General features: G+C 69.0%; 15 protein-coding genes. 12 read left to right on the forward strand and 3 right to left on the reverse strand.

Features of this window, described 5'->3' with window-relative positions:
- The first annotated feature begins 27 nt into the window (after positions 1–27).
- The 5 genes from ACWD3E_RS37985 to ACWD3E_RS38005 all read left to right on the forward strand — a co-directional run bounded on the left by ACWD3E_RS37985 (position 28) and on the right by ACWD3E_RS38005 (position 5,271).
- Complete coding sequence (locus tag ACWD3E_RS37985; RefSeq protein ID WP_451392059.1) at positions 28–942, forward strand: IS982 family transposase; 915 nt, start codon at positions 28–30, stop codon at positions 940–942.
- 462 nt (positions 943–1,404) lie between these two features.
- Complete coding sequence (locus ACWD3E_RS37990; RefSeq protein WP_451392060.1) at positions 1,405–1,845, forward strand: hypothetical protein; 441 nt, start codon at positions 1,405–1,407, stop codon at positions 1,843–1,845.
- A complete protein-coding gene (locus ACWD3E_RS37995; protein ID WP_451392061.1) occupies positions 1,842–2,918 on the forward strand; it encodes a cytochrome b N-terminal domain-containing protein in 1,077 nt (358 codons plus the stop codon). Before ACWD3E_RS37990 ends, ACWD3E_RS37995 begins: the two co-directional genes overlap by 4 nt.
- Entirely contained in the window at positions 2,918–3,181 is a 264-nt protein-coding gene (locus tag ACWD3E_RS38000; protein ID WP_451392062.1) for a hypothetical protein, read from the forward strand. The genes ACWD3E_RS37995 and ACWD3E_RS38000 overlap by 1 nt, the downstream gene beginning before the upstream one ends.
- 920 nt (positions 3,182–4,101) lie before the next feature.
- Positions 4,102–5,271, forward strand: coding sequence for an IS701 family transposase (locus tag ACWD3E_RS38005; RefSeq protein ID WP_451392063.1), 1,170 nt, complete (start codon positions 4,102–4,104; stop codon positions 5,269–5,271).
- 3 nt (positions 5,272–5,274) lie between these two features.
- On the opposite strand, the gene ACWD3E_RS38010 is transcribed toward ACWD3E_RS38005, so the two are convergent.
- The 3 genes from ACWD3E_RS38010 to ACWD3E_RS38020 form a co-directional block, all read right to left on the reverse strand.
- Positions 5,275–5,511, reverse strand: coding sequence for a helix-turn-helix domain-containing protein (locus ACWD3E_RS38010; protein WP_451392064.1), 237 nt, complete (start codon positions 5,509–5,511; stop codon positions 5,275–5,277).
- Positions 5,511–6,137 carry a hypothetical protein gene (locus ACWD3E_RS38015; RefSeq protein WP_451392065.1) on the reverse strand — a complete coding sequence of 209 codons (627 nt, stop codon included), beginning with the start codon at positions 6,135–6,137 and terminating at the stop codon, positions 5,511–5,513. The genes ACWD3E_RS38010 and ACWD3E_RS38015 overlap by 1 nt, the downstream gene beginning before the upstream one ends.
- An 87-nt stretch (positions 6,138–6,224) precedes the next feature.
- Positions 6,225–6,500 (reverse strand): hypothetical protein, encoded by a 276-nt coding sequence (locus ACWD3E_RS38020; protein WP_451392066.1) that lies wholly within the window; start codon positions 6,498–6,500, stop codon positions 6,225–6,227.
- 99 nt (positions 6,501–6,599) lie between these two features.
- Here ACWD3E_RS38020 and ACWD3E_RS38025 point away from each other — a divergent pair, with 99 nt between their 5' ends.
- From ACWD3E_RS38025 to ACWD3E_RS38055, 7 genes are all read left to right on the forward strand, one after another.
- A complete protein-coding gene (locus ACWD3E_RS38025) occupies positions 6,600–6,776 on the forward strand; it encodes a hypothetical protein (RefSeq protein ID WP_451392067.1) in 177 nt (58 codons plus the stop codon).
- A 414-nt stretch (positions 6,777–7,190) separates the two neighbouring features.
- Positions 7,191–8,375: a 4Fe-4S dicluster domain-containing protein gene (locus ACWD3E_RS38030; RefSeq protein WP_451392068.1), complete on the forward strand. Its 1,185-nt coding sequence runs from the start codon at positions 7,191–7,193 to the stop codon at positions 8,373–8,375.
- The gene (locus ACWD3E_RS38035) at positions 8,372–9,190 is read left to right on the forward strand and encodes an FAD/NAD(P)-binding protein (protein ID WP_451392069.1); all 819 of its coding nucleotides are present in this window, start codon (positions 8,372–8,374) and stop codon (positions 9,188–9,190) included. Before ACWD3E_RS38030 ends, ACWD3E_RS38035 begins: the two co-directional genes overlap by 4 nt.
- Position 9,191: 1 nt before the next feature.
- Positions 9,192–10,040 (forward strand): NADH-quinone oxidoreductase subunit B family protein, encoded by an 849-nt coding sequence (locus ACWD3E_RS38040; RefSeq protein WP_451392070.1) that lies wholly within the window; start codon positions 9,192–9,194, stop codon positions 10,038–10,040.
- A gap of 36 nt (positions 10,041–10,076) precedes the next feature.
- Positions 10,077–11,423: a Ni/Fe hydrogenase subunit alpha gene (locus ACWD3E_RS38045; RefSeq protein ID WP_451392071.1), complete on the forward strand. Its 1,347-nt coding sequence runs from the start codon at positions 10,077–10,079 to the stop codon at positions 11,421–11,423.
- A complete protein-coding gene (locus ACWD3E_RS38050) occupies positions 11,420–11,899 on the forward strand; it encodes a hydrogenase maturation protease (protein ID WP_451392072.1) in 480 nt (159 codons plus the stop codon). The genes ACWD3E_RS38045 and ACWD3E_RS38050 overlap by 4 nt, the downstream gene beginning before the upstream one ends.
- A 122-nt stretch (positions 11,900–12,021) precedes the next feature.
- Complete coding sequence (locus ACWD3E_RS38055; RefSeq protein WP_451392073.1) at positions 12,022–12,897, forward strand: universal stress protein; 876 nt, start codon at positions 12,022–12,024, stop codon at positions 12,895–12,897.
- The last annotated feature ends 34 nt before the right edge of the window (positions 12,898–12,931 follow it).

A 12,931-nucleotide genomic window follows, 5' to 3' on the forward strand; every position in this document is an offset into this window, starting at 1 on the left:
TGGCGCGAGGGCGTCCAATGTCGGTGTGTGAAGACAGAATTGGACACCCTCTCAACGGCGCTCTACGTCAGGATCGACGACCAGTTGAAGGCTTCGCCGCATCTGGCTCCGCGGCGCCCGACGGTCGGGATCGCGCCCACGCTCAGTGACGCCGAGCTGGTCACCCTCGCGGTGATGTCGGCGCTGCTCGGCTACACCTCGGAGCGGCGGTGGCTACGGCGCGCGAACCGGGACTTCCACCGCCTGTTCCCATACCTGCCCCAGCAGTCCGGGTACAACAAGCGGCTCCGCAACGCATCCGAGCTGATCAAGCACATGATCAGGATGCTGGCACAGGACACCTCGCTGTGGAGCGACGACGTCTGGGTGGTCGATTCCACCCCGGTCGGCTGTGGCTGCTCACGTGAAACCGCCAAACGCTCCGACCTCGCCGGCTGGGCCGAGTACGGCTATTGCGCGTCGCACTCCCGATACTTCTGGGGCCTGCGCCTGCACTTGGTCTGCACGCTGGGCGGGCTGCCTGTCCTGTTCGCGCTCACCGGCGCGAAGGCCGACGAACGCGAGACCCTGCTCGGCATGCTTGATGCCGCACCCGACGTCGCCGCCGCCCATCCGAGGCAGACGATCATCGGCGACAGGAACTACTACGGCCGCGACTTCGAGCGCGACCTCACAGAGCATCACCTGGAGTTGCTGCGCCCGGCTCGAAAGGGCGAACCCGAACGGGCCGGGGCACATCTGTTCAAGCCCCTACGGCAGGTCATCGAGTCGATCAACGAGACCTTCAAAGGGCAGCTCGACTTGGAACGACATGGCGGGCGAACACCAGCCGGAGCGATCGTCCGGGTACTGATGCGGATCTTGGCGCTCACCGCCGCAATCTGGTTCAACGACAAGACGGACCAACCCGTTAAGCGATCCCTGATCGCCTTCGATCCCTGATCGCGACGGCATCCCTTGGAGTCATTCATCTAGTCCCCGCCCATGACGCCGGGCTGGGGCGCCTCCTGTCCGTTCCGCCTGCAGTGGGCTGACGATCGAGGGGCGACCCGCTCGGCTGTTGGGGGGACACCAGGGCGCGGCGGCACGCGGGCCAAGTCGGCGGTGGTGAAGGCTTCAACTGGGTGCCACCGGTGGTCAGGGCCTGGTGCCCGGCTGGCGAGCGGGCGGTCCCGGGTATCTCAGCCACACGGACCCCGGACGTCCGAGCGACGCGGGCCAACCCTTCGCCACAGGGAGGTGGGTGTCATGACGCCTGGCGGAGGGGCGAGGCTCTCGTGCCGCGCCGTGCGTGCGCGCGGGGTCCGCGGGGGCTTGGTGGCGTTGCTCGCGGCGGTCGTGTTGCTGGCGGTGACGTCTCCTGGGCCGACGTGGGCGCATGGGGAGGAGAGCAAGCAGGCGAGGGTGCTCGTCGAGCAGGCCATTGCACTGATTGCCAACCAGGCAGGGGATGATCGGGTCGGCGAGCGCATCCACGACGCGGTGGAAGCGCCGGACCAGATGGGCGTCGATCAGGCCAAGGTCCGCGGCGCGCTGGCACTCATCGACCAACCGGGGGAGAACGCTCAGGCCACCGCGCAGGCGCGCACGCTGCTGCTGGCCGCGATCGGCCGAAAGCTGCCCAGCGCCCCGACGGCGGGGCCTGCGGTGGGCACCGAAACCGGCACCAGCGTCATCCTGGACGAGTTCCGGCCCGCCCGGGGAGTGAGCGACGGAGGTGACGTGGCGCTGCTGGTCCTGGCCGTGGCCGCGATCGCGGCCGGGCTGTACCTGGCGCGACGGTGGAGGCCTCCGCACACCATCCACGAACTTGAGCGCGGCGCTGCCTCGAAGGGGATCCGATGACCACCCGGCCCGTATCCCAGGACGGCCCCGCTTCGCGGCCGGAGCGGCCCGGATGGTGGCGGCGAGCGATCGACGCGGTGGATGAGCGCATGGGTATCAAGGCGCTGGCCTACCCGGTCCCTGAGCATGCCAACAACCTCGGTTGGAGCCTGGGAGGCCTGACCGCGGTGGCGTTCGTGACGCTGTTGGTCACCGGGGTCTACGTCACGCAGTTCTACTCGCCGGTCCCGGAGTCGGCCAACCAGTCGGTACGCGATCTGGTGACCCACGTGTGGCTGGGCTCCTTCGCCAGGGGCTTGCACTACTGGGCGGCACAGGCGATGTTCGTCCTGGCCCTGCTGCATCTGTTGCGGGTGTTCCTGCACGCCTCGTACAAGGAGCCCCGCGAGGGCAACTGGGTGGTCGGCTCCGCCATGTTCCTGCTGACCTTCCTGGCCGTGTTCACCGGCACCGTCCTGAAGTGGGACCAGGAGGGCTACGAGGCGCTCGCCCACAACCTGGACGTCGCCAAGCTCCTCGGCGGCCTGGGGATCTGGTTCACCCCCGAGTTGACGAACAAGGTACCCATCCTGTTGCGGCTGTACTCGGCACATGTGACGCTCATTCCCGGGCTGATCCTGGTGCTGTTCATGCTGCACGCGCTGCTGATCAAGCGCCACAAGATCTCCCCCCACCCACAGATCCCCGCTCCCGAGGAGGAGACCCCCGAGCCGTTCACCGCACACCTCAAGCGTGCCGCGGCCTTCGGTCTGGTCCTGCTCGGTGCGCTGGCCGTCCTCGCCGTGCTCGTCCCGCCGGTGATCGGTCCAACCCCGGTGGAGGGTATCGAGATCACCCGACCGCCGTGGATGTTCTGGTGGTTCTTCCCGCTCGAGGAGTGGTTCGGGGTCGCCTCCATCGGCATTGTCATCGCCATCGTGTTCGGCCTGATCTTCCTCGTGCCATTCCTTGACCGCAGCCCCCGCCGCCGCTGGCAGGAGCGCAAACTCGCCGTGGGCGCCGCGCTGCTCCTCCTGCTTGCGCTGATCGCGATCACCATCGAGGTGTGGATCAACAATCCGAAGGGGCACTGATGAATGGGGCTGGTCGGGCCGAAGTCCGGCGCGCCCGGCGCTGGTTCTGGACGCTGACCGTGGTTGCCGTCCTGGCCATGGGCACGCTGTCCCACGGTCTGCGCGCTGCCGCCGGTCCCGGTACCGGCCTGCTCGTCGGCGCCAGCGCCCTGGTCCTGGCAGCCTCGAGCATTCAAGCCGCACGGATCTGGCTGCTCCTGGCAGGCCCGCCCCGGCTGCTGGCCCAGCGGACGCCGCACCAGGGACGCCGCTCGGGCCAGTGAACCCGACCACGCCGATGTTCGATGGAGGCTGGACGGCCGGCCCGCCGCAGCCACGTTGGTCTGCGATGTCGCCGGGTGCCGGGGTCTGCGGCGGAAGAGGCCCGGCACGAACCGACCAGCGCCGCCGGAACTGCCGGATGCCCCCGGCTGGCCGAAGGCCCGCTCGCCCCCACGTCGGGGTTGATCACAGCGGCCTGCGGCACGTTTCCGGAGTATTCCTGTGGCCTCGCGACAAGCCTCAAGTCATGCTGTTCGGCGACATCATGAGTAATGAATTCCGCATCATGACGGTCGTCCGACCAGGCGACACCTGAGCCTCTTCCTGCCTATCAGTACGGGAAGGCGGTGAGCATGTGAGCGACACCGAGCAGGAGCCCACTGCGGCCGAAGGGACAGAGGCGGAGACCACCCCCGAGGAGACACCGGCCACCGAGGCCGTGCCTGCGGAGGGCGAAGAGCGGACCCCCGAGGCGGCGGAGACGGAAGCAGAAGAACCCGCCCCCGCCGCAGCCAGGAAACCGAGGCTGAAGAGCCCGCGACCCCCGCGGTCGAGGAGACCGGGACCGAAGAACCGGCCACCACCGCAGCCGAGGAGACCGGGGCCGAAGAACCCGCCACAGAGGAATAGGAGAATGGCTGTGCGCGACCGTCGTCGCGCACAGCCACGACGGCAGTCTCGAAAAGCAGCCTGAGGACGCCCCGCAAGCGGACTCCCCGGCATTCGACTTGATGACGTCGTCGGCGCGCCCAACAAACCAGTTAGTACTCCAGCTGTAGATCGTGATCTTGCTGGTCGGGGCCGGTGGGTAGAGGGGTGCGGCCGTCGTTGATCATCGTGACTTGTGTGGACTAACGACGAGACGGTAGCCGCAGGTCACAGCACAGATCCCGCCCGATGGCGGGAAGCATTCGAGGCGGCTATGGGCCGGATCGCGGGCCGGTTCGCCCGGGTCGAACCACGGCTGCGGGCCGGGGAGGCCAGCCCGCACGGCATGCAGCACCTGCTGTCCCGGGCCTCCTGGGATGCCGATGCCGTCCGCGACGACGTACGCGAATACGTTGTCGAGCACCTCCACGACGATGCAGCGGTGCTGGTCGTGGATGAGACCGGCGACGTGAAGAAGGGCACCCACACCGTCGCCGTCCAGCGTCAGTACACCGGCACCGCGGGGCGGATCGAGAACTCTCAAGTCGCGGTCTACCTCGTCTACGCCGGCGCCCGGGGACACGCGGCGGTGGACCGGGAGCTGTACATCCTGCGCTCCTGGACATGCGACCCGGATCGCTGCCGGGCGGCGGGACTCGGCGAAGACGCCGCCTTCGCTACCAAGCCGGAACTGGCCCGCACGATGATCGAACGGTTCCTTACCGCCGGACACCGCGTCGGATGGGTCACGGGTGATGAGGTCTACGGCGGCAACCCGAAACTGCGGACGGCTCTGGAGGAACGCGGCATCGGCTATGTCCTCGCGGTGGCCTGCTCGGCCGAAATGACCACCGGTGCGGGCACCTTCCGTGTCGACGCCCTGGCCGCGAAGATACCCGAGCGGGCCTGGCAGAAGCTCTCGGCCGGGCCCGGCGCGAAGGGGCACCGGTTCTACGACTGGGCCGTCATCGACCTCGCCGAGCCGGAAGCGGGCCGCCACCAGCTCCTGGTCCGACGCAACCGCATCACCGGCGAACTCGCCTACTACTGCTGTCATTTCACCGAGTCCACACCCCTGGCCGTCCTGGTTCGCGTCGCCGGCTCCAGGTGGCGGGTGGAAGAGACCTTCCAGAGCGAGAAGGCGCTGGCGGGACTCGACGAGCACCAGGTCCGCCGCTACCCCTCCTGGACCCGCTGGGTGACCCTCGCGATGCTCGCCCACGCCTTTCTCGCGGTCCTCCGCGCCGACGAACACGCCCGCAACCCCGCCCCGGACGGGCTGGTCCCGCTGTCCTGCAACGAGATCCAGCGCCTATTCATCACGGTCGCCGTTCAGCCTCTCCACGACATGGCCCACCGACTCGGCTGGTCCGACTGGCGCCGCCGCCATCAGCAGCGATCACGCGCCAGCCATTACCGGCGACAAGCCGCGTCCCAGACATGAAGATCACCGGCCAGAATGGCGATGACTGAGCAGATCTCCGGGTTGGCAGTCCAGCACTTCGCAGAGCCGGGTGAGCGTGGTGAAGCGGATGGCCTTGGCTCGCCCGTTCTTGAGGATGGACAGATTGACGTTGGTGACGCCGACTCGGACCGCGAGTTCGGCGAGGGTCATGCCGCGTTCTTCCAGGAGCCGGTCGAGGTGGACCTGGATGGCATGGCCTTCATGCGCTTCGGTGGACATCAGACGGTCCCGGCGAGGTCTTCACGCATGGTGACGCCTACACGCATGATCCGGGCGAACGTGATCAGCCCCAGCGCGGTGAGGACCGCCAGGTATGGCGTCGCCCACATGCCCAGCCAGGCTCCGGCAGAGAGCGTGATGTCCGTGGTGAGGGTGGCGAGCAGTGCGGTCTTCGCGTTGGCTTCGATGAGTTCGGCCGCCAGGCTGCCCAGCAGGAGCCACCACCCCAGCAGCCTCAGTCTCGATGCGGTCTGCGTGGTGTAGACGCCGTCTCGGGCGGCTGCCCGCAACAGGCTGTTGAGTACGAACAGCCCACCGATCAGCAGAATGAAGGACGGCAGCTCGCCCAGCGTTGCGAGGACCTTCTGGTAGGTGCTGGGGTGGGAGGCGCAGTACTGGGGGATCGCATCGACGTGTGCGCCAGCCTTCGCGTTGAACAGCGCATCGGTGTCGGTGGCGCTTCCCGAGATCGAGTCGGCGCTGACGCAAGGGTTTCCCCAGCCGACGTGGATGTGGCCGTCGAACAGGCTCAGGACGAAGCCGAGTACGAGGGTCCCGATCAGTAGCCGCAGTACAAATGACACCACGGTGGACAGCGGTTCGAGCAGCTTGGAGTCCTCGGTCACAACATCCCCCGGTTATCGTTTATCGATGTTATCGAAAGGCGATACGTGATGGCTGTGGTGAGGTGAACCTCCTGCGGCGCAGGAGCATCAATCGCACGGCGGTGCCTCCATTTCGGTGTCCGCTTCCACGGTCACCCACCCGGCGACCGCCGCCCCATCGCGCTCGACCGGCCGGCGCTTGCCGAGCTGCATGCAATCGGGAGGGACACGCCCCAGGTCGAGGCCAACCGGGTTTGGTCGGGCGCTGGTGTGGCCACCCGCTAGGGTTCGATCGTGGATGCCGTCGGCCTCGACCATCGTCACCGCATTTACCAGGGGTGGATACCGCCTCCTGTGGCATCTTTGCTCGTCGAACACGGTCATTTCGACATCCCCCTTCACAGCCCGACCTACCGGCTCCGCTGGTCCGGCTGGCGACGCCGCCACCAGGCGCGATCACTCACCAGGCACATCACTCTGGCCATGCTCGCGCACGCCTTCCTGGCCGCCACGGCACATCAGGTCCGGGAAAAGGGGGCGGCGCCGGTGGGACAGCCGGGGCAATCGAGTTCACAGTGGCGGAGGTTCGGCGACTCCTGGCAGCTTGTCGTCCCCGACCGCCGCACCTTCGTGGCCGCCGAGGACGGCACCACGCGCTGAGCTGGTCGAACTGGCGCCGACGACGCCAAGCGGTCGCCCGCCGCTGTCACTATCTGCGGCGCTGTCGCACGATCGAGGGGCGGCCTGCCGAAGGCCACCCCTGACCACTCCGTGGCCCGCTACACTCCAGCCGCCCGGCGAAACCCGCAGGTCAGACAGCGAAATCCTGCTGGAGTATTAGTACCAGCCGTCCGCGTCGCGCCGTACCAGGTCGCTGGTGAGGTACCAGCCGTCGGCGAAGGCCGCCGTAGTGCGTGGCTCGTCGTGCAGATAGCCGCGGAACATGGACCAATGGACCCCGCACGCTTGCCCGCATGGCACTGTCGGCGAGCCGCCGTACCGGAAATGCTGCGATCGTGGTGAAAGGGACGGTAAGGCCCCATGTGCCGTCCCGAGTGCTGAAGGAGGTCGGTCATGAGTGCCGACGCCGATGTGAACGGCTCCCCGGCCCCCGCGTCTGACGGGCACGTGATGGGCAAGGACGGTATGGCCGAGCTCGTGGACGTGCTGATCCGGCGCGGTTTCACCGTGGTCGGCCCCACGGTGCGGGACGGTGCGATCTTGTTGGCGGAGCTGCGGTCGGCCGACGAGTTGCCGTACGGATGGGGTGTGGAGCTGGAGGCCGGGCGGTATCGGCTTCGGGAGCGGTCGGACGGCGCGGCCTTCGCGAACGCGGCGGGACCCCAGTCGTGGAAATCGTTCCTGCATCCGTCCCGGGTGCGGCAGTGGAGTGCAGACCGGGTGGAGGGCGACCTAGTCCTCAAGGCACACCAGGCCGCGCCGCCTCGATACGCCTTCCTGGGCGTGCGCCCCTGCGATCTGCGGGCCATCGCCATCCAGGACCGGGTACTGACCGGTGGGGCGTACCGCGATCCCGTCTACGAGGGGCGGCGCTCCGGGGCTCTGCTGATCGTGGTCGAGTGCACGGAGCCCGGCGCCACGTGCTTCTGTGTCTCGATGGGCACCGGACCGGCTGCCGGTCCCGGCTACGACCTGGTGATGACCGAAGTGGTCGATGAGGACGGGCACCGCTTCTGGGTCCGCAGTGGCAGTCAGGAGGGCGCGGAGATCCTGGCCGAACTGCCCGCCCGTCCGGCCGACCCCGAAACCCGGGAGACAGCTCGCGCAGACGTCACTGCGGCCGCGGACCGCATGGGCCGGACCATGCCCGAAGCGGACCTGCGGGAGCTGATGGCCGGAACGCTCGATGCGCCCCGCTGGGACGACGTCGCCGGGCGGTGCCTGACCTGCGGCAACTGCACCATGGTGTGCCCCACCTGCTTCTGCACCACCACCGAGGACGTCACGGACCTCACCGGTGACCACGCGGAGCGGTGGCGGCTGTGGGACTCGTGCTTCGACCTGGACTTCTCCCAACTGCACGGCGGCCCGGTCCGCGCCTCCTCGCGCAGTCGCTACCGGCAGTGGATGACCCACAAGCTCGGCACCTGGTACGACCAGTTCGGCTCGTCGGGGTGCGTGGGCTGCGGACGCTGCATCGTGTGGTGCCCGGTCGGCATCGACATCACCGAGGAAGCCGCCGCTCTGCACGACTGGACACAGCCCGGGGCAGCGGAGGAGGAATGCGGGTCACCATGAGCACCATGGCGCCTCCGCTGCCGTACCGCGTCGCCGACGCCTGGGCGGAGACCGCCGACACCCGGTCGATCGAACTGGTACCGACCGGACGGGGACTCCCGCCGTTCGCACCGGGCCAGTTCGCGATGATCTACGCCTTCGGCGTCGGCGAAGTACCCATCTCGGCCAGCGCCCTGCGCGGCCGCCACGGAGGTCTCGTGCACACCGTGCGCGCGGTGGGCGCGGTCTCGACCGCGCTGTACCGGCTGCGCCCGGCTGACACCGTCGGGCTCAGCGGACCGTACGGGACCGGCTGGGACCTCGATGCGGCGGTCGGCCACGACGTACTGGTGATCGCCGGCGGCATCGGGCTGGCCCCGTTGCGGCCGGTCGTACACGAGGTCCTGGACCGGCCGGCAGTGTACGGTCGGCTCGCGATCCTGGTGGGTGCCCGTACCCCTGCCGACCTTGTCTACCAGGACGAGATCGAGAGCTGGCGCGGCCCGGCCCGGGTGGAGGTGACCGTCGACCGTCCCGGCCCGGGTTGGGACGGTGCGGTGGGTGTGGTCACCACGCTCCTTGACCGCCTGGACCTGCGGCCCGAACGGAGTGTCGCGCTGGTGTGCGGGCCCGAGGTGATGATGCGTCACACCGCACGCGCCCTCTTGCTCAAGGGCCTGGTGCCGCAGCGCGTTCAGGTGTCCTTGGAACGGAACATGCACTGCGCCACAGGCCATTGCGGCCACTGCCAGCTCGGCCCGCTCCTGCTGTGCCGCGACGGGCCGGTCGTCGGCTACGACCGCGTCGCAGACCTGCTCCTCGTAAGGGAGTTGTGACATGGCCACCGAGCCCGGACCCGCCGCCGACCCACGGCCGGCGCTCGCCGTGTGGAAGTTCGCCTCCTGCGACGGCTGCCAGCTGACCCTGCTCGACTGCGAGGACGAACTCCTCGGCCTCACCGAGCGGGTACGGGTCGACCACTTCGTGGAGATGACCGCGGTCGAGGGGGGCGGCGGGGAGCGTGCGCGATTGGACGGCCGGGGGCCGTACGACCTCTCCCTGGTCGAAGGGTCGATCACCACCGCCGAGGACGCCGAGCGGATCCAGCACGTCCGCCGCATCTCCCGGTATCTGGTGACCATCGGAGCGTGCGCCACCGCGGGCGGTATCCAGGCACTGCGCAACTTCGCCGACGTCGACGAGTTCGTCGCCGCGGTCTACGCCCAGCCGGAGTACATCGCCACGCTGGAGACCTCGACACCGATCTCGGCCCACGTCCCGGTCGACTTCGAACTGCGCGGCTGCCCGATCGACCGCCGCCAGCTCCTCGAAGTCATCACCGCCTACCTGGCCGGACGTAAACCCCAGATCTCCAGCCACAGCGTCTGCTTCGAGTGCAAGAGGCGTGGCACCACCTGCATCACCGTGGCCCACGGCACCCCCTGTCTGGGCCCGGTCACGCATGCTGGGTGCGGCGCCATCTGCCCCGCCTACGGACGCGGCTGCTACGGCTGCTTCGGACCGATGAGGCGGCCCAACCTGCGCTCGATGGTCGCGCAGTTGCGCCACGACGGGATGAGCGAGCAGGACATCCAGCGTGTCTTCCGCACCTTCAACGCCGCGTCGCCGGAATATGCCTCCGTACCCGACCTCGTGGCCGAGGAGCAGCAGAGCCCTCGGGCCTGACAGAACCGCGACAGAAACCCGCCCGGAAAGGCCCGCATGAACCATCCCGGAACCCGTGTCCTGCGACTGGACGCGCTGGCCAGGGTGGAAGGCGAAGCGGCTCTCCACCTGCGCGTCCAGGAAGACACGGTCACCGAGACGCGGCTGCGCATCTACGAACCGCCACGCTTTTTCGAGGCCTTCCTGACCGGCCGGAGCCACACCGAACCCCCCGACATCACGGCTCGCATCTGTGGCATCTGCCCGGTCGCCTACCAGATGAGCGCATGCCAGGCGATCGAGAACGCCTGCGGAGTCACGGTGGACGGCCCCCTCGCCGAACTGCGCCGTCTGCTGTACTGCGGCGAGTGGATCGAGAGCCACACCCTGCACATCTACCTGCTGCACGCCCCGGACTTCCTCGGGCGTGCGGACGTCGTCGAACTCGCCCGCGACCAACGAGCCGCAGTCGAGCGTGGCCTGAGAACCAAGCAGACCGGCAACGCGATTCTCGAACAGCTCGGTGGCCGCCCCATCCACCCGGTCAACGTCCGGGTCGGCGGCTTCTACCGGACGCCGGCACCGGACGAACTCCGTCCGCTGGCGGAACAGCTGCGTCGGGCCTGGGAGGACGCGCTGGAGACCGTCCGGTGGGTGGCGGCGTTCGACTTCCCCGATGTCCTGTGCGAGCACGACCTGTTCGCACTGCGCGACCCTGGCCGCTACGCCATCGACTCCGGAACACCGGCGGTCATGGCTGCCCATGGTCAGGGTCTGGCGCTGCGCGAGTTCTCCCTGTCCGACTTCGAACAGCACGTCCAGGAAGGGCAGGTACCCCACTCCACCGCCCTGACGGCCACGCTCGACGACCGCCGCTACCTGACCGGCCCGCTGGCCCGTTATGCGATCAACGGCCGGTGGCTGCACCCCGTGGCCGCCGAGGCGGCGCGGGACGCCGGGCTGGGCGACCCGGTGACCGGCGCGGTCTGCGACAACCCGTTCCGGAGCATCGTGGTACGCGCCGTGGAAGTGGTCCAGGCCATCGAGGAAGCCCTGCGGATCATCGACGGATACGAACCACCTCCGCGGCCAGCCGTCGAGGTCCCGCCGCGCCAGGGAGCTGGCACCGGGGCCACCGAGGCCCCCCGGGGGCTGCTGTACCACCGCTACGCCCTCACCGAGGACGGCACGGTCACCGAGGCTCGCATCGTCCCGCCCACGGCCCAGAACCAGACGGCCATCGAGGAGGACGTGCGCAGGGCGGTCCAGGCACGCCTGGACACGGCCGGCCCCGCCGCCGACGACGAGGAGCTCACCCACCTCTGCGAACGGGCCATCCGCAATCACGATCCCTGCATCTCCTGCGCCGCCCACTTCCTCGACCTGACCGTGGAGCGCACATGAGCGGCCGGGTCGTGGTGATCGGTGTGGGCAATTCTTTGCGTGGTGACGACGGGGTCGGCCCGGCGGTGGTGGAGGAACTGCGGGGCCGTGTTCCCGACGACACCGTCCTGGTGGCCAGTGACGGTGAGCCCGCACGCATGCTCGACCTGTGGCGCGGCGCGGACACCGTGGTCGTCGTGGAAGCCCTCCGTGGCCGGCCGGGCCGGCCGGGCGAGCTGCACACCCTGACAGCGGCTGAAGCGGCCGGCCACTCACGGGGTACGGCGAGCACGCATGCCTTCGGCCTGGGGGAGTGCCTAGCCCTGGCGGAAGCCCTCGACCAGCTGCCGCCACGGCTCGTGGTGCATGCCGTGGAGGTGGCCGACGTCCAACTCGGCACGGGTCTGAGCGAAGCGGTGCGGTCGGCCCTGCCCGCATTGACCGACCGCACCGCCACCTCCGTACGACAGGCATACGAACGGAATCACGGGCCGTAGGGGGACGAAGGTCCCATGGCGCGGGCGAAGCGCCTCTCGCAACTCCGAGGGCCCCGATGCAACGGTGAAGGTCACGCCATGCGCTGCACGGCGTGACAGCCCCATGAAAGGTGGTGGGGAAGATGGCACTTCCTCTGGTGGTGGGCGTCGATGGATCGGACTCGTGTCTGCTCGCGGTCGACTGGGCCGTGGACGAAGCAGTCCGCCACGGTCTTCCGCTCAGGCTGGTGCACGCCTCCCTCTGGGAGCGCTACGAGGGCGGACTCCCCTCGTTGGGCCAGGAGCGCCCCTCCGAACGGGTGCTGGCCGAGCACATCGTGGCCTCCGCTGCCGACCGCGCCAAGCGGCGCAACCCGGATGTGAAGGTCACCACCGACATCGTTCTCGAGGACGCCGTGGTCGCTCTCGTGCGCGACGGCAACGATGCCTTCGCCCTGGTGACCGGGTCGCGCGGGCGTGGCCAGCTCAAAGGACTGCTTCTCGGCTCGGTCGGTCTGGCGGTCGCTGCCCGCGCGCAGTGCCCGGTGGTTGTGGTGCGGGGTGATCGGGCGGGCCTGGCGGGTACGCACGAGCGGATCCTGCTCGGCCTGGGGGACGCCGACACGAGCACGGAGGCCGTGCGGTTCGCCTTCCGCGAGGCCGAGGTGCGCGGCTGCATCCTGGACGTGGTGCGTGCCTGGCGCCGGCCCGCCTACGACCGAAGTGGCGATTGGCTACCGGCCACAGAACCGGCAGGCACCTACGAGGAACGAGCCTCCGCCCTCGTGGACGCGTTGCTCAAAGCAGCGATCGCCGAGCATCCGCACGTGCGAGCACGCCGGGCGACGCTTGAGGGCCCCGCAGGCAAGATGCTCGTGGATCGGTCGGCGGCCGCGGATCTCGTGATCATCGGGGCACGGCGCAGGACGGGCCACTCCGGGCTCCAGCTCGGCCGGGTGGGCCACAGACTGCTTCACCACGCCCAGTGCCCGGTCGCGGTGGTGTCACAGAGGCAGTGACGGCTTCGAGGCGACGACCGGCGGCACTGCCGAG

This window comes from Streptomyces sp. NPDC002676 (assembly GCF_053592455.1).

Excerpts from the sequence above, each read along its gene's own strand:
- ACWD3E_RS37995 (WP_451392061.1), top strand. The coding sequence starts at position 1,842 with ATGACCACCCGGCCCGTATCCCAGGACGGCCCCGCTTCGCGGCCGGAG.
- ACWD3E_RS38000 (WP_451392062.1), top strand. The coding sequence starts at position 2,918 with ATGAATGGGGCTGGTCGGGCCGAAGTCCGGCGCGCCCGGCGCTGGTTC.
- ACWD3E_RS38005 (WP_451392063.1), top strand. The coding sequence starts at position 4,102 with ATGGGCCGGATCGCGGGCCGGTTCGCCCGGGTCGAACCACGGCTGCGG.
- ACWD3E_RS38010 (WP_451392064.1), bottom strand. The coding sequence starts at position 5,511 with ATGTCCACCGAAGCGCATGAAGGCCATGCCATCCAGGTCCACCTCGAC.
- ACWD3E_RS38020 (WP_451392066.1), bottom strand. The coding sequence starts at position 6,500 with ATGACCGTGTTCGACGAGCAAAGATGCCACAGGAGGCGGTATCCACCC.
- ACWD3E_RS38025 (WP_451392067.1), top strand. The coding sequence starts at position 6,600 with ATGCTCGCGCACGCCTTCCTGGCCGCCACGGCACATCAGGTCCGGGAA.
- ACWD3E_RS38030 (WP_451392068.1), top strand. The coding sequence starts at position 7,191 with ATGAGTGCCGACGCCGATGTGAACGGCTCCCCGGCCCCCGCGTCTGAC.
- ACWD3E_RS38035 (WP_451392069.1), top strand. The coding sequence starts at position 8,372 with ATGAGCACCATGGCGCCTCCGCTGCCGTACCGCGTCGCCGACGCCTGG.
- ACWD3E_RS38040 (WP_451392070.1), top strand. The coding sequence starts at position 9,192 with ATGGCCACCGAGCCCGGACCCGCCGCCGACCCACGGCCGGCGCTCGCC.
- ACWD3E_RS38045 (WP_451392071.1), top strand. The coding sequence starts at position 10,077 with ATGAACCATCCCGGAACCCGTGTCCTGCGACTGGACGCGCTGGCCAGG.
- ACWD3E_RS38050 (WP_451392072.1), top strand. The coding sequence starts at position 11,420 with ATGAGCGGCCGGGTCGTGGTGATCGGTGTGGGCAATTCTTTGCGTGGT.
- ACWD3E_RS38055 (WP_451392073.1), top strand. The coding sequence starts at position 12,022 with ATGGCACTTCCTCTGGTGGTGGGCGTCGATGGATCGGACTCGTGTCTG.